General features: G+C 67.9%; 26 protein-coding genes and 1 tRNA gene. 20 read left to right on the forward strand and 7 right to left on the reverse strand.

Annotated features, from left to right (window positions below; translation table 11 throughout):
• The first annotated feature begins 52 nt into the window (after window positions 1-52).
• The 12 genes from BLU08_RS02270 (at window position 53) to BLU08_RS02325 (ending at window position 11,025) form a co-directional block, all read left to right on the forward strand.
• A complete protein-coding gene (locus BLU08_RS02270) occupies window positions 53-1,585 on the forward strand; it encodes an acyl-CoA carboxylase subunit beta (RefSeq protein WP_090194680.1) in 1,533 nt (510 codons plus the stop codon).
• Window positions 1,586-1,912 (forward strand): hypothetical protein, encoded by a 327-nt coding sequence (locus BLU08_RS02275; RefSeq protein WP_090194682.1) that lies wholly within the window; start codon window positions 1,586-1,588, stop codon window positions 1,910-1,912.
• Complete coding sequence (mce, locus tag BLU08_RS02280; RefSeq protein WP_090194683.1) at window positions 1,909-2,358, forward strand: methylmalonyl-CoA epimerase; 450 nt, start codon at window positions 1,909-1,911, stop codon at window positions 2,356-2,358. Before BLU08_RS02275 ends, mce begins: the two co-directional genes overlap by 4 nt.
• 113 nt (window positions 2,359-2,471) lie before the next feature.
• Window positions 2,472-3,257, forward strand: coding sequence for an enoyl-CoA hydratase-related protein (locus BLU08_RS02285; RefSeq protein ID WP_090194686.1), 786 nt, complete (start codon window positions 2,472-2,474; stop codon window positions 3,255-3,257).
• A gap of 88 nt (window positions 3,258-3,345) precedes the next feature.
• Window positions 3,346-5,499, forward strand: a complete 2,154-nt coding sequence (scpA, locus tag BLU08_RS02290; RefSeq protein ID WP_090194688.1) for a methylmalonyl-CoA mutase — start codon at window positions 3,346-3,348, stop codon at window positions 5,497-5,499.
• Window positions 5,496-5,735, forward strand: coding sequence for a DUF4160 domain-containing protein (locus BLU08_RS02295; protein ID WP_233996057.1), 240 nt, complete (start codon window positions 5,496-5,498; stop codon window positions 5,733-5,735). The genes scpA and BLU08_RS02295 overlap by 4 nt, the downstream gene beginning before the upstream one ends.
• The gene (locus BLU08_RS02300; RefSeq protein WP_090194694.1) at window positions 5,719-5,979 is read left to right on the forward strand and encodes a DUF2442 domain-containing protein; all 261 of its coding nucleotides are present in this window, start codon (window positions 5,719-5,721) and stop codon (window positions 5,977-5,979) included. Before BLU08_RS02295 ends, BLU08_RS02300 begins: the two co-directional genes overlap by 17 nt.
• A 134-nt stretch (window positions 5,980-6,113) precedes the next feature.
• A complete protein-coding gene (gene bioB / locus BLU08_RS02305) occupies window positions 6,114-7,136 on the forward strand; it encodes a biotin synthase BioB (protein ID WP_090194696.1) in 1,023 nt (340 codons plus the stop codon).
• Window positions 7,137-7,143: 7 nt separating this feature from the next.
• Window positions 7,144-7,941, forward strand: coding sequence for a DUF3445 domain-containing protein (locus tag BLU08_RS02310; RefSeq protein WP_090194699.1), 798 nt, complete (start codon window positions 7,144-7,146; stop codon window positions 7,939-7,941).
• Window positions 7,935-8,351 carry a lysozyme inhibitor LprI family protein gene (locus tag BLU08_RS02315; RefSeq protein WP_090194703.1) on the forward strand — a complete coding sequence of 139 codons (417 nt, stop codon included), beginning with the start codon at window positions 7,935-7,937 and terminating at the stop codon, window positions 8,349-8,351. Before BLU08_RS02310 ends, BLU08_RS02315 begins: the two co-directional genes overlap by 7 nt.
• 113 nt (window positions 8,352-8,464) lie before the next feature.
• Window positions 8,465-10,525 carry an acetyl/propionyl/methylcrotonyl-CoA carboxylase subunit alpha gene (locus BLU08_RS02320; RefSeq protein WP_090194706.1) on the forward strand — a complete coding sequence of 687 codons (2,061 nt, stop codon included), beginning with the start codon at window positions 8,465-8,467 and terminating at the stop codon, window positions 10,523-10,525.
• Window positions 10,526-10,740: 215 nt separating this feature from the next.
• Entirely contained in the window at window positions 10,741-11,025 is a 285-nt protein-coding gene (locus tag BLU08_RS02325; protein ID WP_090194709.1) for a hypothetical protein, read from the forward strand.
• A gap of 41 nt (window positions 11,026-11,066) precedes the next feature.
• Here the strand turns inward: BLU08_RS02325 and aroB are convergent, their stop codons facing one another.
• Both aroB and BLU08_RS02335 read right to left on the reverse strand, forming a co-directional pair.
• Window positions 11,067-12,227, reverse strand: a complete 1,161-nt coding sequence (gene aroB, locus BLU08_RS02330; protein ID WP_090194711.1) for a 3-dehydroquinate synthase — start codon at window positions 12,225-12,227, stop codon at window positions 11,067-11,069.
• Complete coding sequence (locus BLU08_RS02335) at window positions 12,224-12,793, reverse strand: shikimate kinase (RefSeq protein ID WP_090194714.1); 570 nt, start codon at window positions 12,791-12,793, stop codon at window positions 12,224-12,226. The genes aroB and BLU08_RS02335 overlap by 4 nt, the downstream gene beginning before the upstream one ends.
• Window positions 12,794-12,831: 38 nt before the next feature.
• On the opposite strand from BLU08_RS02335, the gene BLU08_RS02340 reads away from it, so the two are divergent.
• From BLU08_RS02340 to BLU08_RS02360, 5 genes are all read left to right on the forward strand, one after another.
• Window positions 12,832-13,062, forward strand: a complete 231-nt coding sequence (locus BLU08_RS02340; protein ID WP_090194717.1) for a hypothetical protein — start codon at window positions 12,832-12,834, stop codon at window positions 13,060-13,062.
• Window positions 13,059-14,963: a hypothetical protein gene (locus BLU08_RS02345; RefSeq protein ID WP_090194720.1), complete on the forward strand. Its 1,905-nt coding sequence runs from the start codon at window positions 13,059-13,061 to the stop codon at window positions 14,961-14,963. Before BLU08_RS02340 ends, BLU08_RS02345 begins: the two co-directional genes overlap by 4 nt.
• Before the next feature lie 5 nt (window positions 14,964-14,968).
• Entirely contained in the window at window positions 14,969-15,850 is an 882-nt protein-coding gene (locus tag BLU08_RS02350) for a tyrosine recombinase (RefSeq protein ID WP_090194724.1), read from the forward strand.
• A gap of 42 nt (window positions 15,851-15,892) precedes the next feature.
• Window positions 15,893-16,843 (forward strand): acetyl-CoA carboxylase carboxyltransferase subunit alpha, encoded by a 951-nt coding sequence (locus BLU08_RS02355; RefSeq protein ID WP_090194726.1) that lies wholly within the window; start codon window positions 15,893-15,895, stop codon window positions 16,841-16,843.
• Window positions 16,844-16,930: 87 nt separating this feature from the next.
• On the forward strand, window positions 16,931-18,415 hold the full coding sequence (locus tag BLU08_RS02360; protein ID WP_090194729.1) for a M48 family metalloprotease: 1,485 nt from the start codon (window positions 16,931-16,933) through the stop codon (window positions 18,413-18,415).
• An 85-nt stretch (window positions 18,416-18,500) separates the two neighbouring features.
• Here BLU08_RS02360 and BLU08_RS02365 read toward each other — a convergent pair whose 3' ends face one another.
• Together BLU08_RS02365 and BLU08_RS02370 are read right to left on the reverse strand one after the other, a co-directional pair.
• Window positions 18,501-18,671 carry a Flp family type IVb pilin gene (locus BLU08_RS02365; protein ID WP_090194731.1) on the reverse strand — a complete coding sequence of 57 codons (171 nt, stop codon included), beginning with the start codon at window positions 18,669-18,671 and terminating at the stop codon, window positions 18,501-18,503.
• 117 nt (window positions 18,672-18,788) lie between these two features.
• Window positions 18,789-18,974 carry a Flp family type IVb pilin gene (locus tag BLU08_RS02370; protein WP_090194735.1) on the reverse strand — a complete coding sequence of 62 codons (186 nt, stop codon included), beginning with the start codon at window positions 18,972-18,974 and terminating at the stop codon, window positions 18,789-18,791.
• A 75-nt stretch (window positions 18,975-19,049) separates the two neighbouring features.
• Between BLU08_RS02370 and BLU08_RS02375 the strand changes: the two genes are divergently transcribed.
• Together BLU08_RS02375 and BLU08_RS02380 are read left to right on the forward strand one after the other, a co-directional pair.
• Window positions 19,050-19,490 carry a (deoxy)nucleoside triphosphate pyrophosphohydrolase gene (locus tag BLU08_RS02375; RefSeq protein WP_369816821.1) on the forward strand — a complete coding sequence of 147 codons (441 nt, stop codon included), beginning with the start codon at window positions 19,050-19,052 and terminating at the stop codon, window positions 19,488-19,490.
• A gap of 99 nt (window positions 19,491-19,589) precedes the next feature.
• Window positions 19,590-19,666, forward strand: a tRNA-Arg gene (locus tag BLU08_RS02380).
• A gap of 165 nt (window positions 19,667-19,831) precedes the next feature.
• On the opposite strand, the gene BLU08_RS02385 is transcribed toward BLU08_RS02380, so the two are convergent.
• On the reverse strand, window positions 19,832-21,001 hold the full coding sequence (locus BLU08_RS02385) for a hypothetical protein (protein WP_172800964.1): 1,170 nt from the start codon (window positions 20,999-21,001) through the stop codon (window positions 19,832-19,834).
• A 205-nt stretch (window positions 21,002-21,206) separates the two neighbouring features.
• Window positions 21,207-21,599 carry a metallopeptidase family protein gene (locus BLU08_RS02390; protein ID WP_369816822.1) on the reverse strand — a complete coding sequence of 131 codons (393 nt, stop codon included), beginning with the start codon at window positions 21,597-21,599 and terminating at the stop codon, window positions 21,207-21,209.
• 229 nt (window positions 21,600-21,828) lie between these two features.
• Here BLU08_RS02390 and folE point away from each other — a divergent pair, with 229 nt between their 5' ends.
• Window positions 21,829-22,449 carry a GTP cyclohydrolase I FolE gene (folE, locus tag BLU08_RS02395; RefSeq protein ID WP_090194742.1) on the forward strand — a complete coding sequence of 207 codons (621 nt, stop codon included), beginning with the start codon at window positions 21,829-21,831 and terminating at the stop codon, window positions 22,447-22,449.
• Window positions 22,450-22,530: 81 nt separating this feature from the next.
• Here folE and BLU08_RS02400 read toward each other — a convergent pair whose 3' ends face one another.
• Entirely contained in the window at window positions 22,531-23,469 is a 939-nt protein-coding gene (locus BLU08_RS02400) for an OmpA family protein (RefSeq protein ID WP_090194745.1), read from the reverse strand.
• Window positions 23,470-23,480 lie beyond the last annotated feature (11 nt).

Below are 23,480 nucleotides of genomic sequence, written 5' to 3' on the forward strand. Positions count from 1 at the left end.
TGCCGGGCCTGCGGCAACGACCGGGTCAAGCATCGACACGAGAGGGGAAGGCATGTCCGCCAATATCGCCGAAATGGAACGCCGCCGCGAAGCCGCAAGGCTGGGCGGGGGTGAAAAACGCATCGCCGCGCAGCACGCCAAGGGCAAGCTGACCGCGCGCGAGCGGCTCGACGTGCTGCTCGACGAAGGGAGCTTCGAGGAGCTCGACACCTATGTCGAACACGACTGCATCGATTTCGGCATGGAGACGCAGAAGATCCCCGGCGACGGGGTGGTGACGGGATCGGGCACGATCAACGGGCGGCTCGTCTATGTCTTCAGCCAGGACTTCACCGTGTTCGGCGGCTCGCTGTCGAAACGCCATGCGGAAAAGATCTGCAAGGTGATGGACACCGCGATGAAGGTCGGCGCGCCCGTCATCGGGCTCAACGACAGCGGCGGGGCGCGCATCCAGGAAGGCGTCGACAGCCTCGGCGGCTATGCCGAGGTGTTCCAGAGGAACGTGCTGGCCTCCGGCGTCATCCCGCAGATCAGCCTCATTATGGGGCCGTGCGCGGGGGGCGCGGTCTACAGTCCGGCCATGACCGACTTCATCTTCATGGTGAAGGACAGCTCCTACATGTTCGTCACCGGCCCCGACGTGGTGAAGACGGTGACGGGCGAGGTCGTCACGCAGGAGGAACTGGGCGGGGCGATCACCCACACGACGAAGACGAGCGTCGCCGATTGCGCGTTCGAGAACGACATCGAGACGCTGCTCGCGACGCGCGAGTTCTTCAACTACCTGCCGCTGTCGAACCGCGAGGACGTGCCCGAACTGCCCGTGAACGATCCGTGGGACCGCGAGGAGCCGAGCCTAGACACGCTGATCCCCGACAACGCCAACCAGCCCTACGACATGCACGAGGTGATCGCGAAGACGCTGGACGAGGGCAGCTTCTTCGAGATCCAGCCCGCCCATGCCGCCAACATCATCTGCGGGTTCGGCCGGGTCGAGGGGCGCACGGTGGGCGTCGTCGCGAACCAGCCGATGGTGCTCGCGGGCGTGCTCGACATCGCTTCTGCAAAGAAGGCCGCGCGCTTCGTGCGGTTCTGCGACGCGTTCGAGATTCCGATCGTGACCTTCGTCGACGTCCCCGGCTTCCTGCCCGGCACGGCGCAGGAACTGGGCGGCATCATCAAGCACGGGGCGAAGCTGCTGTTCGCCTATGCCGAGGCGACCGTGCCGAAGATCACCGTCATCACCCGCAAGGCCTATGGCGGGGCCTATGACGTGATGGCGTCCAAGCACCTGCGCGGCGATTTGAACTACGCCTGGCCGACGGCGGAAATCGCGGTGATGGGCGCGAAGGGCGCGGTGGAGATCATCTTCCGACAGGACCGCGACAATCCCGAAAAGATCGCCGAAAAAACCAAGGAATACGAAGACCGCTTCGCCAACCCCTTCGTCGCCGCCTCGCGCGGCTATATCGACGAGGTGATCCACCCGCACTCGACGCGGCGGCGGATTGCGCTGGGGTTAAGGAAGCTTCGGACCAAGCAGTTGGAGAACCCTTGGAAGAAGCATGACAATATTCCGCTGTGAGTGATGGATAGCTCGGACGACACGACCGCTTTTTCCAAGTGGAAGGCCAAACTCTGGAATGGGTTGGGCTACTTCGTCCTATTTCTGGTGCTCGGCCCCTACGGAATCGCTTTGTTGTTTGGTTTTGCTGGCGCACCATTCCCTGGCGGTTGGTTCGCAGTCTGGTTGATGGCCGTTCTGACATTCGGCGGGGTTGTCGTGACTTGGGACTTACTCAAGTCGGCTAAGCATCATGGTCTTGGCGAGCTTGGGTGCGCAATTCCAATGGCACTTGTGACGTGTTGGTTCGGATGGCTACTGCTGAAGGAACTGGGAGTGATGAAATGAAACTCGGCCGTCTCAACCACATCGGGGTCGCCACGCCCTCCATCGCGGACTCCATCGCGTTCTACCGCGACGTGATGGGCGCGACCACAATCCACACGCCTTTCGACCTTGAGGAGCAGGGCGTGAAGGTCTGCTTCGTCGACACGCCCACCGACAGCGGGATGAACGGCACCCAGATCGAGCTGATCGAACCGCTGGGCGAAAAATCGACCATTCGCGGCTTCCTCGAGAAGAACCCGCTGGGCGGGCAGCACCATGTCTGCTTCGAGGTCCCCGACATCGCCGAGGCACGCGCGGAATTCGAGGAAATGGGCAAGCGCATCCTCGGCCCCACCCGCATCGGCGCCCACGGCACGCCTATCTTTTTCGTCCATCCCAAGGACATGCAAGGAGTGCTTACGGAGATCATGGAAACGCCCCGCGAAGGCGCGCACTGGTCGAATTGAACAAGAGCCGTTCGGGCTGAGCTTGTCGAAGCCCCGCACTTCACTTTATCGCCGCGTCCGAAGGAAGAACGGCCCTTCGACAGGCTCAGGGCGAACGGGAGTTGCTGGAAAAAATGTCCTACGAAACCATCCGCGTGGAGCGCGAAGGCCCGCTCCTCACCATCACGCTCAACCGGCCCGAGCGATTGAACGCCATGCCGCCGCAGATGGCGGACGAGCTGGGGCAGGCGTTCTACGACCTCGGCGATACCCGCGCTGTGCTGATCACGGGCGAGGGCAAGGGCTTCTGTTCGGGGGCGGATCTCTCGGCGCGGAGCAATGGCAGCGCATTGGGCGGCAAGGGCGGCAGCCACGAGGCGTTGATCCAGCATTACAACCCGGCGGTGAGCCAGCTCATCCGCGCCGACGTGCCGGTGATCTGTGCGGTCAACGGGCCAGCGGCGGGCGTCGGGTGCAGCCTCGCGCTGGCGGCGGACTTCACCATTGCCGCGAAAAGCGCCTATTTCCTCCAGGCCTTCGTCAATATCGGCCTCGTCCCCGATGGCGGATCGACCTGGCTGCTCACCCGCGCGATCGGCCGGGCGCGCGCCACGCGCATGATGATGCTGGGCGAGAAGATTTCGGGGCAGCAGGCCGAAGAATGGGGCCTCGTCTACAAGTGCGTCGAGGACGATGCGCTGATGGACGAGGCGAAGGCGCTGGCCGAAAAGCTCGCCAACGGCCCGACGCTCGCCTACGCCCATATCAAGCGCAACATTTCGACCGCGATCGACCAGAACCTGCAGATGGTGCTGCTCGCCGAAGCCGAGGCGCAGCGCATTGCGGGCGCGAGCGAGGATGCGAGGGAGGGCGGCATGGCCTTCCTGCAGAAGCGCAAAGCCGAGTTCAAGGGGCGCTGAGGCACCCGCCAGCCCCTTCGACCGTTACTCACCATCCGCCCCCGGCGCATCTTTCGCCGGGTGCATCCTTTCGTCTATGAGCGCCCGCATGACCGACAAACCCACTCTCTCCGACTGGAAAGCCCTCGCCGAGAAGGAAGTGAAGGGCCGCGACCTCACGTGGCAGACGCCCGAAGGCTTCGCGATAAAGCCGCTCTACACGGCGGAGGACCATGCGGACTGGGACCCGGGCCTGCCCGGCTTCGCCCCGTTCACGCGCGGGGTGAAGGCGTCGATGTATGCCGGGCGCCCCTGGACGATCCGGCAATATGCGGGGTTTTCGACGGCCGAGGAATCGAACGCCTTCTACCGCCGCAACCTCGCCGCCGGGCAGAAGGGGCTGTCGGTCGCCTTCGACCTCGCCACCCACCGGGGCTATGACAGCGATCACCCGCGCGTCGTCGGCGATGTCGGCAAGGCGGGGGTGGCGATCGACACCGTGCGCGACATGGAGATCCTGTTCGACCAGATTCCGCTCGATGAAATGAGCGTGTCGATGACCATGAACGGCGCGGTCATCCCGGTCATGGCGTTCTACATCGTCGCCGCCGAACGCTCGGGCGTTTCGCAGGAGAAGCTGTCGGGGACCATCCAGAACGACATCCTCAAGGAGTTCATGGTCCGCAACACCTATATCTACCCGCCCGAGCCGAGCATGAGGATCGTCTCGGACATCATCGCCTATACCTCGGCGAAGATGCCGCGCTTCAATTCCATCTCGATCAGCGGCTATCACATGCATGAGGCCGGGGCGACGGCGGTGCAGGAGCTCGCCTTCACCATCGCCGACGGCAAGGCCTATGTCGAACGCGCGATGGAAGCGGGGCTCGACATCGACGCCTTCGCGCCGCGCCTGTCGTTCTTCTTCGGCATCGGCATGAACTTCTTCATGGAGATCGCCAAGCTGCGCGCGGCGCGGACCTTGTGGTACCGGGTGATGGACGACCTTGGCGCAAAGTCCGACAAGTCGAAGATGCTGCGCACGCATTGCCAGACCAGCGGCGTCAGCCTGCAGGAACAGGACCCCTACAACAACGTCATCCGCACCACGATCGAGGCGATGGCGGCGACGCTCGGCGGGACGCAGTCGCTCCACACCAATGCGCTCGACGAGGCGATCGCGCTGCCGACCGACTTCTCCGCCCGCATCGCGCGCAATACGCAGCTCGTGCTGCAGGAGGAATCGGGCATCACCAATGTCGTCGATCCGCTGGGCGGCTCGCACTATATCGAGGCGCTGACCGCGACCCTTGTGGACGAAGCGGAAAAGCTGATCGCCGAGGTCGATGCGTCGGGCGGGATGACGGCCTATGTCGATGCCGGCGCGCCCAAGGCCGCGATCGAGCGCGCGGCAGCCGAAAAGCAGACCAAGGTCGACCGGGGCGAGACGGTGATCGTCGGCGTCAACAAGTACCGCAAGGACAAGGAAGACCCGATCGAGACGCTCGACATCGACAATGCGAAGGTCCGCAAGGGCCAGATCGCGCGCATCGAACACATCCGCGCTAATCGCGACGAGGACGCCTGTCGCACCGCGCTCGCCGCGCTGACCGAGGGCTGCAAGTCGGGCGCGAACGTGCTCGAACTCGCGGTCGAGGCGGCGCGCCGCGATGCGACGCTGGGCGAGATTTCGCAGGCGATGGAGGCGGTCTTCGGCCGCCACGACGCGACGCCCAAGCCCGTCAGCGGCGTCTACAAGACCGCCTATGAATTCGACCGCCGATGGGAGCAGGTGACGAGCGGCGTCGAGGCGGTCGAGCGGCGGCTGGGGCGCAAGCCGAAGATCATGGTCGCCAAGATGGGACAGGACGGCCACGACCGCGGCGCGAACGTGATCGCCAGCGCGTTCAGCGACATGGGCTTCGAGGTCGTCTCCGGCCCGCTGTTCCAGACGCCCGAGGAAGCGCGCGACATGGCGCTCGAAAACGGCGTGGACGTGATCGGCTGCTCGAGCCTTGCCGCCGGGCACAAGACGCTGATCCCCGAACTGATCCGGTTGCTGAAAGAGGCAGGCCGCGCCGACATCAAGGTGACGGCAGGCGGCGTGATTCCGGCGAGCGATTACGACTTCCTGCGCGAGGCGGGGGTGCAGGGCATCTACGGCCCCGGCTCGAACGTGGTCGAATGCGCGGCGGATATCCTGACGCTGCTGGGGCACAACATGCCGCCGGCGGGCGAGGAGATGGACGAGGCGGCGGAGTGATTGTGCCGCCGGTGATGCGGATCGGCGCGTTCCGGTTCTATTTCTACAGCCACGAACCGAACGAGCCGCCGCATATCCACATCGACCGGGGCGAGGCGACGATCAAGGTCTGGCTCGGCAGCCTCGAAGTCGCGCGGAGCCGGGGCTTTCGCGCACATGAGATCAATGGCATTGTGGCGATGGTCGCCGATCACCAAGCGGCACTTACGGAGGCATGGCATGAATATTTCGGCTAAGGTGACCGACGAACGCGTGCTCGACGTGCGCTTCGACGAGGCCAGCCTGATCGTCGATCTGATGGACGGGAGGACGATTGCCGTGCCGCTGGCGTGGTATCCGAGGCTGCTCCACGCGACACCCGAGCAGCGCGCGCATTGGGAGAAGGCCGGGGCGGGCTTTGGCATCCATTGGCCGGAGATCGACGAAGACCTCAGCACCGAAGGCCTGCTGAGGGGTGCGCCCGCTCCAAGGGCGGCGTAAGTTCAGATCATGACAGGCCGCGCAGTTGTGGTTGGCGTGATTGGCATGATCGCGCTCGCCGGGCTCATGTTCTGGAACGGGGCCTTCATGCATGGCGACCCCGTTGAACCTTCAACAGAATCAGAAAGAATTGAATGACCCACCCCCGCACCGATTGGACCCGCGAGGAAATCGCGGACCTCTTCGACCTCCCCTTCACCGAGCTCGTCTTCCGCGCCGCCGAAGTCCACCGCGCATGCCACCCGCCCACCCAGGTGCAGCTCTGCACCCTGCTCAGCATCAAGACCGGCGGGTGCCCGGAGGATTGCGGCTATTGCTCGCAGTCGGTCCATGCCGACAGCGGCGTCGAGGCGACCAAGCTGATGGACGTGCAGGCCGTGCTCCAGCGCGCGGCGCAGGCCAAGGATGCAGGCTCGCAGCGCTTCTGCATGGGCGCGGCGTGGCGCAATCCTAAGGACCGCGACATGCCGAAGATCGTCGAGATCGTGAAGGGCGTGCGCGCGATGGGCCTTGAAACCTGCATGACGCTGGGGATGCTCGAACCGCATCAGGCCGAGATGCTCGCGGACGCCGGCCTCGATTACTACAACCACAATATCGACAGCTCGCCCGAATATTACGAGCGCGTTATCTCCACCCGCGATTTCCAGTGCCGGCTCGATACGCTGGATCACGTGCGCAAGGCGGGGATCAATGTCTGCTCCGGCGGGATCGTCGGCATGGGGGAGACGCGCGAGGATCGGGTCGGCTTCATCCACACGCTCGCAACCCTGCCGCAGCATCCCGAAAGCGTGCCGATCAACGCGCTGGTGCCGGTGAAGGGCACGGTGCTGGGCAATATGCTCGCCGATACGCCGATGGCCAAGATCGACGACATCGAATTCGTCCGCACCGTGGCGGTCGCGCGGATCACCATGCCGATGTCGATGGTCCGGCTTTCCGCAGGCCGCGAATCCATGTCCGAGGCGACGCAGGCGCTGTGCTTCCTCGCGGGCGCCAACTCGATCTTCACCGGCGACAAGCTGCTGACCGCGCCCAATGCGGGCGACGACAGCGACGGCGCGCTGCTGGCGAAGCTCGGCATGACCGCGCTCGAGGGCGAGGAGCCGGCAAGGGCGGCGAAATGCGCGGCGAAACTGGGCGAACCTGCCGAGTAGAAGCGCAATGACCCTCGGCTTTGGCGTCGACGCGCTGCTGCCGAAGGCGCGCGGGGGCGGGCCGCTGCGGATGGGACTGTGCAGGCTGACCGAGCCGGAATGGCTCCAGCCGCGGCCCGATCTCGCTGCCCGCGCCGCCGCCTTTGCCGAATGGCCCGAAGGCGTGCAACTCACCCCGCAGGCCGAGGCACCGGGCCGCGAACTCGCCGCCATGCTCGGCGTCGCGGGCGCGCTGCGCGAAGCGGCGCTATCCGCGCACGAGGACATGTGCCTGCTCACCCGCGCGCCGCGCGAGGATGCCTACCGCCTGGTCGGTGCCGCCGTCGCATGGCCGACCGACTGGCGCCCCGCCGACAAGCTCGGCCTGACCCTGCGCGCGCTCCATGCGCCGATCGCGGGTTACGAGGAACAGCTCGCGAGCGGCGTCGACCGCTTCATGGCGAGCCTGCGCCCGGGCATGATCTTCGGGCGCTGCAACTGGTTCATCGCCCCCACCGCGAACCGCCGCTGGCTGGCAGAGGGCTCTGCGCAGGACCAGTTTGCCCACGTGACGCCGGATAATGCGGGCGAGACGCTGTTCGTGCGGTCGGAGCGCCAGACCCTGCGCCGCCTGCCGCGAACGGGCGCGATCCTCTTCACGATCGGTGTCCATGTCAGCCCGCTCGGATCGCTCGCCCCCGCCAATGTCGCCCTGCTAGCCCGTGCGGTGCAGGCACTTCTCGACGGGGAAGGTGAAAGACGCGGAACGATCGCCTATGCCGATGTGCTTCTCGCCCATGCTGCCCGAAGGACCGCGCCATGCTGACCGCCCTTGCCCCGTTCCTCCTTCTCGCCCCGGCCGAGCCGCCGAACCCGGACTGGAACTGCGACGAACCGCTGCGCCAGCAGGAAATGAACTGGTGCGCCGCGCAGGATTACGAAGAGGCCGACCGCGCGCTCAACGCGCAGTGGAGAACCGCCGCGCGGGAGGCGAAGGAGCGCGACCGGCAGCGGTCCGAGGCCGAGCGCGAACACGACCCGCGCCCCGGCCATTTCGCCAGCCTGCTCGAAGCGCAGCGCGCCTGGCTCGCCTTTCGCAACGCGCATTGCCGGCTCGAAGGCTATGTCTTTCGCGGCGGCTCGGCCGAACCGATGGTGCGATCGGCCTGTCTCGCCGCGCTCACCCGCGCGCGCACGGCGCAGCTGCGCGAGATCGCCGCGAATTTCGGCGCATGACCGCGGGGCCGGCGCAAGCCGCGCCTCTCCAAGAAGTCAGGTTGATGAACCCCGCACGGGGCGGCATAGGCAGATGGCACGCTTCGCTCGTGCCGTTTCCGGGAGGTTGACGCTTGTTCTCGAAAATCCTGATTGCCAATCGCGGCGAGATCGCCTGCCGCGTCATCACCACCGCGAAGAAGCTGGGGATCGCGACGGTCGCGGTCCATTCGGATGCCGACCGCCACGCGCCCTTCGTGAAGATGGCGGACGAGGCGGTCCATATCGGGCCCTCGCCCGCGGCCGAAAGCTATCTCGTGCCTGACAAGATCATCGCCGCCGCGAAGCAGACCGGGGCCGAGGCGATCCATCCCGGCTACGGCTTCCTCTCGGAACGCGCGAGCTTCGTCGAGGCCCTCGACAAGGAAGGCATCGCCTTCATCGGCCCGCCCGCGAATGCGATCGCGGCGATGGGCGACAAGATCGAATCGAAGAAGCTCGCGCGGGAAGCGGGCGTCAACGTCGTCCCCGGCTTCGTCGGCGAGATTCGGGATACCGACCACGCGGTCGAGATCTCGAACGAGATCGGCTATCCGGTGATGATGAAGGCCAGCGCCGGGGGCGGGGGCAAGGGGATGCGCCTTGCCTGGTCCGAAAAGGATGTGCGCGAAGGCTTCGAGGCGACCAAGCGCGAAGGCCTCAACTCCTTCGGCGACGACCGCGTCTTCATCGAGAAGTTCATCGAGAACCCGCGCCACATCGAAATCCAGATCCTCGGCGACAAGCACGGCAACATCCTCTACCTGAACGAGCGCGAATGCTCGATCCAGCGGCGCCACCAGAAGGTGGTCGAGGAAGCGCCGTCGCCCTTCGTCACGCCGAAGATGCGCAAGGCCATGGGCGAGCAATGCGTCGCGCTGGCGCAGGCGGTCGGCTATCACTCGGCGGGCACGGTCGAACTGATCGTCTCGGGCGCGGACCCGAGCGGCGAAAGCTTCTACTTCCTCGAGATGAACACGCGCCTCCAGGTCGAACACCCCGTGACCGAGGCGATCACCGGCATCGACCTCGTCGAACAGATGATCCGCGTCGCATATGGCGAGAAGCTGTCGATGACGCAGGACGACATCGGCATCCAAGGCTGGTCGATCGAGAACCGCGTCTATGCGGAGGACCCCTATCGCGGTTTCCTGCCGTCGACCGGCCGCCTGACGCATTATTCGCCGCCGATCCCCGGCTGGAGCGAGGACGAACAGGTGCAGGGCATGGCCCGCCGCGGGGTCGCGCACGGCGCGGGATCGATCCGCGTCGATGACGGCGTGTTCGAAGGCGGCGAGGTGTCGATGTTCTACGACCCGATGATCGCGAAACTCGTCACCTGGGCGCCCACGCGCGACGAGGCGGCGGACCTCCAGGTCGAGGCGCTCGACCGTTTTCGCATCAAGGGGCTCGGCCACAATGTCGATTTCCTTTCCGCGATCATGCAGCACCCGCGTTTCCGTTCGGGGGAACTGACGACGGGCTTCATCGCCGAGGAATACCCCGAAGGCTTCGTCGGCGCGCCGGTCACGGAGGAATTCGAGCGGCGGCTGGCGGCGATCGCGGCGGGGATCGAATTCACCTGGGCCAACCGCGCGCGGCGCATTTCGGGCCAGCTCGACGGCGATGACGGACGCGCGGGCGTGATGCGGACCACCGCGAAATGGCTGGTGAAGCTCGGCGACCGGCGCTTCGAGGTCGTTCTCGGCCAGGGCCATGCGCTGGTCGACGGGCACCGGGTCGAAGGCACGTGCGACTGGGTGCCCGGCATGGTCGAGGCGAGCGCGACCGATGAGGACGGCAACGCCTTCGGCCTGATCGTCGAGCGCAAGGGCAATCACTGGGTCGTCACCACCCGCGGCGCGGCCCATCGCGCGCTGGTCCTGCCGCTGCGCCTCGCGCGGCACGAAAGCCTGATGATCGAGAAGGAACCGCCGGACCTTTCCAAGATGCTCATCTGCCCCATGCCCGGCGTGCTGGTGAAGCTCCACGTGGCGACGGGCGACGAGGTCCAGCCGGGCCAGCCGCTCGCCACGGTCGAGGCGATGAAGATGGAGAACATCCTGCGCGCCGAAAAGGAGGGCCGCATCGCCGCGATCAACGCCGAAGAGGGCGAAAGCCTGGCGGTGGACGCGGTGATTCTCGAACTGGAGTAACGGGCGGGCGGCCCGGTCGCGGCAAGGAAGTTGCCCCGGCGGGCAATCGAAGGACCGTGCGCGCTTCAGAATTGTAAACGCGCGCCCTGAATTCAATGTTTTGGGCGCCGCGATCCTGCCAATTCACGTAAATGTGATGGTTACCGGGAGCGTTCCCCCGGAAGATCGGGCTGCCGATTCGCGCCAATCCCGGCGCGCATCAGGAGGGATCGGACATGGCACGCAAGGGCACCGGATATTTCGACCGCAAGGGTCACTTCTTCAAGAACGCCAAGGACGCGACGGCGAGCGATCTTGCCGCGATCCTCGGCCAGATCGGCGACGGGGAAAGCCTTGCCCCCGGCATCGCGCACCTGCTGATCGAACGGCGCGCCGATATCGAGCGCCTGTTTGCCGAGCACGACACGATGCTGGCGGAGGACGAGGAAACGAAGACCGAGGGCAAGGTCACCGACATTTCGGACAAGCTTCCCAAGGGCACGGCGCGGCCCGCGGTCTGACCGCAAGGGCGCCCGAACCGCTACCCTGCAGGCGGACGCGGTCAGTGCGCCTGCAATTGTTCGTCGAGGAAGGCGGCGACATCGGCAAGCTCGACATCGCGCGCCATGAAGGCCTTGCCGATGCCGCGCAGCAGGAGGAAAGGGAGCGTCCCCGATCCTTCCATCTTCTTGTCGTGGCGCATGTGATCGACCAGCCGTTCGCCATCGCATTCGAGGCCGAGCGCCGCGATCTCGGAAGGGAGGCCGGCAGCACCGATCGCGCGCGCGGCGCGCTCCGCCTCCTCATGCGCCAGTTCCCCCCGCCGCGCCGAATAGCGGCCGGCAAGCACCATGCCGAGCGCGACCGCCTCGCCATGCAGGAGCCTGTCCGAAAAGCCCGTCTCCGCCTCGAGCGCATGGCCGAAGGTGTGCCCGAGATTGAGCAGCGCCCGGCGCCCGCTCGTCTCGCGCTCGTCCTCGGCGACGATGCGGGCCTTGGCGGCGACGCTGGTGGCGATGGCATGGGCGAGCGGCTCCGGCTCGCGCGCCAGCACCGCCGTGCCGTTCGCCTCGAGCCAATCGAAGAACGCCGCATCGCCCAGCAGGCCGTATTTCAGGACCTCGGCATAGCCCGCCCGCATTTCGCGGTCCGGCAGGCTGTCCAGCACCAGCGGGTCGATCAGCACCAGCGAGGGCTGGTGGAACGCACCGATCAGGTTCTTGCCCGCGCCCGTGTTGATCGCGGTCTTGCCCCCGACCGAGGAATCCACCTGCGCGAGCAGCGTCGTCGGCACCTGGACGAAACCGCAACCCCGCTTCAGCACCGCGGCGGCGAAGCCGGTGAGATCGCCGACCACGCCTCCTCCCAGCGCGACGACATGATCCGACCGGGTCAGGCCGAGGGCGAGCAGGCGATCGCACAGCGTCTCGAGCACGGCCCAGCTTTTCGCGCCTTCGCCCGGCTCGACGACGAACCAGTCGGGCTCGATTCCCTCCTCGGCGCAGCGCGCCTCGATCCGCGCGGCGAACAGCCGGTGCGTGTTCGCATCGGCGACGAAGGCCGCCTTGCGCCCGGCCCCGCGCGGCAGGAAAGGCCCGGCATGGCGGGCGAACCCTTCGATGACGCAGCCCGGTTCGATCACCACGTCATAGGACCGCCCGGCGAGCGCCACCGGCACGGTGCGGGCGGGGGTGCGGGCGGGGGTGCGGGAGGGGGCGGTCATGCGAGATGCTCCTCGATCGCCTCGATGATCGCGCGGGCGGTGTCGGCATGGGGCCCCTTGATGCTTTCGACCTGCACCGGCGCCTCGGCGTAGAAGGCGCGGCGTTCGCGGTCGAGCCGGGTGAGGATTTCCTTCGGATCGCCGTTCTTCAGCAGCGGCCGCGAATTGCGGCGCGAGGTGCGTTCCACCAGCGTGTCGATGTCGCAATCGATCCACACCGCGATCGCGCGTTCGAGGATCAGCGCGCGGGTTTCCGGATCGACGAAGGCCCCGCCGCCGGTCGCGATCACGCCCGCCGCCTCGTCGATCAGGCGGGCGATGACGCGCCGTTCGCCGTCGCGGAAATAGGGTTCGCCGAATTCCTCGAAGATTTCCGGGATCGATCGCCGGGCCGCCTTTTCGATCGCCTCGTCGGCATCGACGAAGCTGCGCTGGAGCATCGCGGCAAGGCGCCGGCCGACGGTGGACTTGCCCACGCCCATCAGCCCGACGAGCACGATCGGGCGGTCGATCCGGCCCTGGAGCCGGGCGATGCGCGTATCGTCGAGGGCGATGTCACCGGTCATTGCCGCAAGGCCTATAGATGGGCTAGAGCCCGCGCAACATGTCTCGCGTCTCCCTTTCCCGCCGGTCGTCCGAGGGCCGCATCGGCGCCCGCATCGGGCCGCCGCGCGCGGCCCCGCGCCGCCGGAACGGTTTCGCCCGGCTTGGGCGGGCCACGCTGGTGGCGGGGCTCGCGCTTCTCGCCGTCCTGGCATTCGCCTTCGTCGACGGCGGGGAAGAACCGATCCGGCCGATCGCGGAACCCGTGGACCTCGCGGAGCGCGCGCGATGAAGGCTTCGCGCCGCGCCGCCGGGGTGGCGGCGATCGCCATGGCCGGGGCGCTGGGCGGGGCGGTTTTCGCGGGCTCGCTCGGGGCGCAGGACCGGCCCGAATCGCTGCTCCCGCCCGGTTTCGACGACCCCGCGCCGAGCCCGTCGCCGACCCCGGTACCGACCGCGCCGCCCGTCACCAGGCCGACCGCGGCGCCGACGCTCGCCCCCGCGCCCCCGCCCCGGCGCGCGCCCGAATCCGGAACCGGGGAAGAAGGCGCCGACGAGCCTGCGCCGGAAAGCCGCCCGCCGGTGCCCCGCCTCTCGCAGGAGCAACTGGAAGACCTGCCCTCGATCGAGGAGCTCGAGGACCTGCCGACCGACGAGCTCGACGAACTGCTCGGCCTCAAGCCGAAGTTCGACATTCCCCCCGCCGCGCGCCGCTCGCTGAGCCAGGTCGGCCTGCTGGCCCCGGCCGAGGGCGGGTTTGCGACCCGTTCGCTCGCCCGCCAGCCCGCGCGGCTGGTGCGCGCCGTGCTCGCGGGCACGCGCACCCCGCTGGTTTCGCGCTGGGGGCACATCCTGATGCGCCGCGCGCTCGCCAGCCGGCTGGCCGCGCCCGAGGGCATGGACCCGGTCGAATTCGCGGCGCTGCGGGCCGGCGTGCTCAACCGCATGGGCGAACACGTCGCGGCGCGCGGGATCGCGCAGGATGTCGACACCGCGAACTGGAACGCGGGCCTGACCGGCGAGGCGCTTTCCGCCTATGTCGCGCTGACCGATTTCACCGGGGCCTGCCCGGCCATCCGGTTGCAGGGATCGGCCCGGACCGACGCGCAATGGGTGATGTGGCAGGCGATCTGCGATGCCTATGCGGGCGAGCCCACGCGCGCCGCGGCCGAGCTCGACCGGGCGCTGAACCAGGGCATCGCCCCGCGCATCGACGTGCTGCTGGCACGGCGTTATGCGGGAGCCGCGGGGCGCGGGCAGCGCGCGGTCGAGATCGATTGGGACGAGGTCGAGGACATGAATCCCTGGCGCTTCGGCCTCGCGACGGCGCTGGGGGAACCTGTGCCCGAAGACCTCCTGGCCGACGCGGAACCCTATTACGCGCTCGCCGCCGCATCCGCGCCGCAGCTTTCCCCGGACGAACGGCTCGGCCTTGCCGGCCGGGCGGCCGCGGCGGGCGTGTTCTCTGCCGATGCCATGGTGAACCTCTTTTCCCAGGTCTATGCCGACAGCGCGATCGGGGGCGAGCCCGCGGCGCAGGCCGGGGCGCTGCGCGAAGCCTATATCTCGCCCGCGCCCGAGACCCGGATCGCGGCGATGCAGCGCTTGTGGGGGGACGGCGCGGCGCCCGATTACGGCGCGTTGGTCGCAACCGCCTATGCCGCCGCGCGCGTCCCCGCCAGCGCCGCTCTGGCCGAGGCGGCGGGCGACCTCATCGCGTCGATGCTGACCGCCGGGCTCGACCGCGACGCGGCGGCCTGGCGCGATCTCGTTTCCGAAGGGAGCATGGGCTGGGCGCTCGTCGCGCTGGCCGATCCCGACGGGGGCAGGGCCGGGCAGGGCGCGGTCGATGCCTTCGTCGATGCCGATGACAGCGCGCGCCAGCGCAAGAGCGCGTTCTTGATCGCGGGGCTCGCCGGGCTCGGGCGGATCGACGGGGACGACCGCGCGGCCTTCGCCGAACGGCTCGGGATCGACCTCGCGCGGGAAACCCGCTGGACCCGCATGATCGCCCGCGCGGGCGAGGTCGAAAACGCCGCGCTCGTCGCGATGCTCGCCGGGCTCGGGATGCAGGGGACGGACTGGGCGCAGATGACCCCGCTCCACCTCTACCACATCGTGCGGAGCCTGCGGCTGGTCGGGCTCGAGGCCGAGGCGCGGATGATCGCGGCGGAAGCGGTCGCGCGGGGGTAGGGGCCGTGTCGGCGGCAACCGACGCGTTTCTCGACATGCTCGCGAGCGAACGCGGTGCGGCGGCGAACACGCTCGCCGCCTATGCCCGCGACCTCGCCCAGGCGGAGGACGCGATCGGCGAACTTGCCGCGGCGCCGCGCGCGAAGGTCGCGCAGCTCGCGGGGGCATGGGCGGCGCTCGCCCCCTCTACCGTGGCGCGCAAGGCTTCGGCGCTGCGACAGTTCTTCGGCTTCGCACTGGACGAGGGTTGGCGCGATGACGACCCTTCGGGCGCGCTGCCCGCCCCGCGCACGCGTCGGCCCCTGCCCAAGGTGCTCGGCCATGAGGCGGTCGAAGCGCTGTTCGCGACCGCCGAGCGGGAGGCGGAAGGGAACAAGCCCGATGCGGTGCGGCTGCTGGCGCTGATCGAACTGCTTTACGGTTCCGGCCTGCGCGCGAGCGAGCTGGTCGCGCTTCCCCTCGGCGCGGTGCCGCGCGATGCGCCTTTCCTCACGGTCACGGGCAAGGGCGGCCAGGCGCGCATGGTGCCGGTAAGCACGCGCGCCGCCGAGGCGCTCGTTCGCTGGCGCGCGGTGCGTCCGGCGGGACAATCGCGCTTCCTGTTTCCCTCGCGCGGCAAGTCGGGCCACCTGACCCGGGTGCGGCTGTTCCAGCTCGTCAAGGCGCTCGCGGTGCGCGCCGGGCTCGACCCGGCGGGGGTTTCCCCGCACGTGCTGCGCCATGCCTTCGCGACCCACCTGCTCGAAGGCGGGGCGGACCTGCGCGTGTTGCAGACCCTGCTCGGCCACGCCGACATCGCGACGACGCAGATCTACACTCATGTCGATGCCGCACGGCTCGTCGAGCTGGTCAATTCGCGCCACCCCTTGGGAAACCGGAAGCCATGAGGCTTGCCCCCCGCGCAACATCCCGATAGCGCCGTAAAGGATATGTCCAAGGTCAGCTATCTCGATTTCGAAAAGCCGGTGCAGAGCATCGATGAACGCATCGCCGCCCTGAGGACGGTCGATGCCGAACACGATGTCGATGTCGCGGACGAGATCGCCCGGCTCGAGTCCAAGGCCGCGGACCTGCTCGCCAGCACCTATGCCTCGCTCACCCCGTGGCAGAAGACCCAGGTCGCCCGCCATCCCCAGCGGCCCCATTTCCGCGACTACGTCGCCCACGCCTTCGAGGATTTCGTGCCGCTCGGCGGGGATCGGCTCTATGGCGACGATCAGGCGATCATGGGCGGCTTTGCCATGCTCGACGGGCGGCGGGTCATGCTGATCGGGCACGAAAAGGGCAACGACACGCAGAGCCGGATCCGGCACAATTTCGGCATGGGCAAGCCCGAGGGCTATCGCAAGGCGGTGCGCCTGATGGAACTCGCCGACCGATTCGGCCTGCCGGTGGTCACGCTGGTCGATACCTCGGGCGCGTTTCCGGGGATCGAGGCGGAGGAGCGCGGCCAGGCCGAGGCGATCGCCCGCTCGACCGAGGCGTGCCTTGCCCTGGGCGTGCCGATGGTCGCGGCGATCGTGGGAGAGGGCGGGTCGGGCGGCGCGGTGGCGCTTGCCAGCGCGGAACGCGTGCTGATGATGGAGCACGCGGTCTATTCGGTGATCTCGCCCGAAGGCTGCGCCTCGATCCTCTGGCGCACCGCGGAAAAGGCGCCCGAGGCGGCCGAGGCGATGAAGGTCACCGCGCAGCATCTCAAACGGCTCAAGGTGATCGACCGGATCGTCAAGGAACCCATGGGCGGCGCGCATCGCGGCCCGGCGGCGGCGGCGAAGTCGCTCGGCAAGGCGATCGCCGAGGAGATCGACGGGCTGTCCGGCCTTTCGCCCGAGGCGCTGGTCGCCAGGCGCGAGGAGCGTTTCCTGCAACTCGGCGGCTGACGGGCGCGGCTGTCCTCGAAACTTCCAGCGGCCCGGCGTATTGGTTAACCAGATCGAGGAATGCCGCTGGAGAGGAGGCCCGAGGCCATGTTGAGGAAGACCGTCAAAGCGAAAACCCTGCGGCTCGCCGCCGCCTCGGCCGCGACGCTGGCGCTCGCCGGATGCGTGGGGATGGGCGACATTCCCAGCATCTCGACCCCGATCACGCCGGAGGAAGCCAGGCAGGGGGCGAAATACCACCCCCAGTTCCTGCAGCAGTTCGGCGGCGCGATGACCGGTCCGCAGGCAGCCTATGTCGAACAGGTGGGCAAGAACATCGCGGTCCATTCCGGCCTCGGCAATGCGCGCGAGAGCTTTACCGTGAGCCTGCTCAATTCGCCGGCGCACAATGCCTTCGCGGTCCCCGGCGGCTATGTCTACACGACCCGCCAGCTGGTGACGCTGATGGACAACGAGGCCGAGCTCGCCGCGGTGCTGGGGCACGAGGTCGGCCACGTCGCCGCGCGCCATTCGCAGCGCCGCCAGGCGGCCGCGCAGAGAAATTCCATCTTCGGCATCCTCGGCGCGATCGGCAGTTCGATCCTGCTCGGCGACAGCGGCCTTGGCGAGACGCTCTCGCGCGGGCTGCTGCAGGGCTCGCAGTTGCTGACGCTGAGCTATTCGCGCAGTCAGGAGACCGAGGCCGACAATCTCGGCATCCTCTATCTCCAGCGCGCCGGGTACGATCCGCGCGCGATGGGAACGGTGCTGGCGAGCCTTGCCGAACAGAACACCCTCGAGGCGCGGGTCGAGGGGCGCAACGCCTCGATCCCCGAATGGGCCTCGACCCACCCCAACCCGGCGAGCCGCACGCGCGAGGCGCTTGCCAAGGCAGCGCCGCTCGCACCGGGTGTCACGAACACCGACACGTTCCTGTCGCGGATCGACGGGCTGATCTACGGCGACGATCCCGAACAGGGCATCATCGACGGGCTGCGTTTCGTCCACCCGGACCTGCGGCTGACCTTCACCGTGCCGCAGGGCTATTACATGGTGAACGGGACGAGCTCGGTCCAGATCAACGGGCAGGTCGGGCAGGCGCAGATGAGCCTTGCGCCCTATGCCGGCGACCTCGATCGCTACATGCGGTCGGTCTTCGCGGCGGTCGGCGGGGAGAACCAGCGTCTCGCCCCGCAGGAGGTCCGCCGCACCACCGTCAACGGGCTGCGCGCGGCGGTCGGGACAGCGCGGATCAACGCCCAGAACGGCCAGCTCGACGTGGTCGTCTATGCCTATGAATTCTCGCCCGACCGGGCCTATCACTTCGCCGCGGTGACTCCGGCGGGCCAGGCGGGCACCTTCGGCCCTATGTTCCAGTCGATGCGCCGGATCAGCCAGCAGGAGGCGGCCGACGTCGTTCCGAAACGGGTGCAGGTGGTGACGGTCGGCCGCGGCGACACCATCGCCAGCCTTGCGCGGCGCATGGCCTACCCGAACGCGCAGGAAGAGCGTTTTCGCGTGCTCAACTCGCTGGGCCAGGGCGACCGGCTGACGCCCGGGCAGAAGGTCAAGATCGTCGTTCGCGCGCGCTGAGGCACCGGGCGGGCGGGCAGGGCGCACGAAAAAGGGCGGCAGGGTTGCCCCTGCCGCCCTCTGTTCAAGCTTCCGGAGAAACCTGTTAGTCGCCAGTCGCGAGTTCGCCCGAGACTTCGTCGAAGGTCGCGTCGAGGTTCTCGCCCAGCGTGGTCATCGCGCCGATTGCGGCGACGGCGATGAGAGCGGCGATCAGGCCGTATTCGATGGCGGTGGCGCCCTGCTCGTCACGGACGAGGTTCTTGAAGAAGGTCATGTCTAGTCTCCTGGTTGCGGTCTTCGGTACCCGTACCCGCCGGTATTCCCGGACGGGCCTTTTGCGAGATAAGGGGAAGCTCTTGAAAAATTCCTAATTCGAGTTCTTTCGCGCAGCTTAATTACCCATCACCTCATTCGACGCGTCCTGAACGCTGGTCCACAGTCCCTCATTGCCGCTTCCGAGTGCTTGCAGCGATCCGGCGAGTGCCAACACGATCAGGCTCACGATCAGGCCGTATTCAACGGCGGTGGCACCCGATTCGTCGTTCCCGATGTGCTTTAGGAATTCCGTCAAAATCATGGGGACACCTGTCGTTGTCTTCCTGACGCGCTCAAAATCGGTCCGGGGATTTAAGAAAAGGTTGACGAGGCTCGCTTGGCTGAAAAAAATTCCGACATTGCGCCCGGCTGGATGGCGGTGAGCGCGGGGGCTTTGCAGCGCGCCGACGGGCGCTGGCTGATGCACCGGCGACCGCCGGACAAGCATCACGGCGGGCTCTGGGAATTTCCCGGCGGCAAGGTAGAAGCCTCTGAAATGCCGAACGAATGTCTCGCGCGGGAGCTTGCCGAGGAGCTCGGGATCACGCTTCGCACCGAGGATCTCGAACCGGCCGGGTTTGCCGAGGAAGGCATGGCCGAAGGGCGCCGGGCGCTTGTCATCCTCCTTTACACCGCGAGGCGCTGGGAGGGGGAACCGGCCGCGCTCGAAGGGGGCGAGGTCGGCTGGTTCACCCCGCAGGAGATCGCCGGACTGGCCAAGCCGCCGCTCGATTCCCTGCTGGCCGCGCGGCTTTTCCGTTGCGGCGGCGAGGGCTGATCGCCGCGCGTGCCCCCGCGGCGCTGCCGCGGCATGACAATATCGTCACGAGGGGATTGCCAAGCCGCGCGCAGCCCCCTATGTGCCGCCCTCCAGCGCGCACCCGTAGCTCAGCTGGATAGAGCACCAGACTACGAATCTGGGGGTCAGAGGTTCGAATCCTTTCGGGTGCGCCAACAAGGCCCGTCCCTCGCGAGAGGGGCGGGCCTTGTCGGTTTCGGGCCTTGTCGGTTTCGGGCCTTGTCGGTTTCGGGCCTTGTTCGCCATCGGAGACGACGGACGAGCGCCGCGAGCAAGGCGATTCCTTCGGGTGCACCTGCGCCGCGGCCCGGCCCCGTCCCTCAGGCCGGCTGCGCCTTGCACTTCCGGTCAGAGGCGACCTGCCGCTCCAGCATTTCCCGCCAGCGCCCGGGGTCGGCGTCGGTCAGCGCGCGGCCCACGATCGCTTCGGCGTCGAGCCGTTCGTCCGCGGTATCGATCACGTTGTTCAGCAGGTGAAAGGCGAACCAGCGCCGCGCCGCCAGCGGGTCGGCCCGCCGCGCGCTGCCCCGGTCGAGATCGGAAAGGAGGTCCGCGACGCTCGCATAGGCGCCGACCCAGTCCCCGGTCGCGAAGGGCGACAGGCGCACCAGCGGCGTCCCGGCGATGACGGCGTTGGACCAGCTCTTGGAATTGCCGGTGACGAAGCCGTCGGCATGGGCCGCAAGGCCCTGTGTGGTCGAACCCTGCCGCCCCAGGCTCGCGAGGACGCGCACCCGGCCACCCTGTGCGGCGACGACGGCGTCGATGCTGCGCGGGTCGCCGTGGCGCTCGGTCAGGGGATGGTGGGTGACGGCAAGGATCGTGTCCTCGTCCAGTTCCGCGGCGATCGCCGCGATCGTCGCGGCGTTGGACGGATAGCGATTGTGGCGCGCGAAGAAGTTCTCGCGGTGCTCGTAATCGAGCGGCAGGCCGATCACCCGTTTTTCCGTCGGGAGGCCGTGCATCGCGAAAAACGCTTCGCGCGCAGGCGGCCGCGCGCAAATGTCGAGGGCATCGAAGACCGGCCCGGCGAGCGCGTCGAGCAGCGCGAGCTCCGCGTCGGACAGGTCGGGCAGCGTGCCGTGATCGAACAGGTCGGGCGCGAGCCAGACCGAACGCGGCGCGTTGATCAGCGGCGGCGCGCCGCCCTCCATGAGGTAGCGCACGATTCCCGGAAACCGCGCGGGGGCGATGTTGTCGGCGCTGCGGCACAGGACGATGTCGGGCGCAACGACGCGCACGAGCTCGAACAGGTCGTCCTGCCCGCTCGCGTCGGTCCGCAGCAGCGGGTGGTCCGGCCCGTCGAGGATGTGCCAGTAGACATCGGGCAGGCGGGCGAGCAGCGGGATCTGGCCCGCGCCGATGCCGGTCCCGCTCCACGGCGGGGGGACCATGACGTGGACCTCGTGCTTTTCGGCGGTGAGGCGGATCAGCGGGATGCAGATCATCTCGAACCACCACGGGGTCGCCGCCGGGAGGTAGAAGAGCACGCGCAGCCGCGCTGTCCGATTGCCCTGCGGCGCATTGCCCGTCCGTCCCATCGCCCTGTCGTCCCGCGAAATTGAAGCCGCCGTGGGCGATGCAAGTCGCCTGCCAAACCGGCGGGAGCGGGCGGGACAACGCCAAGGGGCGGGAGGAGGGCGGCGCGGTCCTGCCGGTGCGCCCGGCATGGTTTTGCCGCCCGGACGCGCGGCGTCAGTCCTCCGCCGCGTCCTCGAGGGCGTGCATGTCCTCGTCCGAAAAGCCGAAATGGTGCCCCGCTTCGTGGATCACGACATGGCGCACCAGCGCTTCGAAACCGACCCCGGTCTCCTCCATCTCGCGTAGCAGCGGCTGGCGGAAGAGGCTGATCGCGGGCGGCATCCGCGGTTCGTCCCACAGCGACTGTTCGGGCAGGGGCACGCCTTCGTAAAGCCCGGTCAGGTCCCAGCGATCCGAGATCCCGACCGAAGCGAGCTGTTCGGCGGTGGCGAATTCCTCGATCCGCAGCACCACGTCGGCGAGGTGCCGGCGGAATTCGTCGGGCAGGCGCGCGATCGTCGCGAGCGCGGCGCGTTCGAATTCGGCGGGCGAGGGAACTGTCGGCACCAAAACGGGTTCTTACCAACCAATGTCAATATTGGGCGGTGCATTCCGCCCTGCCCTGTCTATATACGGAAGGCGGGATGGGGATTCAGCCGTTGCCTCGGAAAATTTTCGCGCCCCTGCGGCGCGCCGCGCGGCCCCGCCGGGCGACCCGGATTTGCCCGCCCGCTGCATCCGCTCCGTGGCTGGAGCCGTAACAGTTTCGTTCCCCGCAATGGAAAGACCGCCATTCATGAACTGCCTCGATCACGATTCCGACGATTTCGACCCAGACAATCCGCTCAACAAGCCCGAGGTGCCCGAGGACGTGCAGGAGGCGATCCGCACGCTGATCCGCTGGGCGGGGGACGATCCGGCGCGCGAAGGACTGCTCGACACGCCCAAGCGGGTGGGCCGGGCATGGCTCGAATACTGCCGCGGCTATGGCGAGGATCCGGCGATCCATCTCGCCCGCGTGTTCGAGGAAGTGGGCGGCTATGACGAGATCGTGCTGCTGAAGGACATCCCCTTCCAGTCGGCCTGCGAGCATCACATGGCCCCCATCACCGGCAAGGCGCACATCGCCTACCTGCCGGACAGGCGCGTTGTCGGCATCTCCAAGCTCGCGCGCGTCCTTCACGGCTTCGCCAACCGTCTGCAGGTGCAGGAACGGCTCACCGCGGAGGTCGCGCAGTGCATCTGGGACAATCTCGAACCGCAGGGCGTCGCGGTCGTGATCGAGGCGCAGCACGGCTGCATGACCGGGCGCGGAGTAAGGACCCACGGGGTCGAAATGGTGACGAGCCGGATGCTCGGCTGCTTTCTCGAGGACCCGCGCAGCCGCAAGGAAGTGATGAGCCTGATGGGCTACTGAGGGCGCACCGGCCGCAACGAAAACGGGGCGGGCCGCCATGCGCGGTCCGCCCCGTTTCGATTCATCGGCCGAAAGCGCGGATCACATCCCCTCGACGCTTTTCGAGACGAGGATGTTTACGGCCACGCGGCGGTTCTGTGCGCGGCCGGCCTCGGTGCCGTTGTCGGCCGCCGGATCGGCGGTCGCCATGCCGGTGGGGGTGAGCATCCGCCACGGTTTCCACCCGCATTGCTGCTGGAGGAAATTGGTGACGCGCCCCGCCCGGCGCTCGCTCAGTTCCTGGTTGATCTCGTAGCTGCCGGTCGTGTCGGTGTAGCCGACCACGAGCAGCAGCGCGTTGTCCATCGCTTCGGCCTCGCGCGCGAAATCGCACAGCTCGCTCCGCGCGCGGCCCGACAGGTCGTACTTGCCGGTGTCGAAGTAGACGTTGGTCGTGCCCTTGACGTTGTACTGGTCGATGTTCGCGACCCGCCCGCGCAGGGCTTCGGCCACCGCCGCGTTCTCCTCGATCGCCGCGCCCTGTTCGGCGAATTGCTGGCGCGTGCCCGACTGGATCATCGAGGCGGTGCGAAGGTCGCGCGCCTTGAGATCGACCCTGCTTGCGAGCAGACGGCGGCCCCATTGCACCGTGTCGACCTTCACCGGCAGGCCGTTGAGCAGCGCATCGGGGCCGAGCCGGTCCTTGGCGAGCCCGAGGAACCCGCCCGAGGACTTGATCTCGGTGCCGGCGCCGACCGAGATTATCGTCTCGCTCCCGTCGGTGCTCGTGACCTGGATCGCCGAGCCGTTGCGCGCGGTGATCACGCCTTCCACGTCCGGTCCTTCGGGAAGGCCCTTTAGATCGGATGGCGGCGAGCCGTAGACGGTCGCGAGGGTGTCGTCGCGGTCGTTGTGCGGCCCGGCCGGTGTCGCCTGCTGCGGTCCCTGCTGCGGTTCCTGCCGGGCGAAAGCTCCCGACGCGGGAAGGGCGAGCGCTCCGGCAAGCAGCGCGAGCCCGGCCCGCTTCGAAATCACACTCATCGCTTTCCTCC

This window comes from Erythrobacter sp. HL-111 (assembly GCF_900105095.1).
Lineage (GTDB): Bacteria > Pseudomonadota > Alphaproteobacteria > Sphingomonadales > Sphingomonadaceae > Erythrobacter.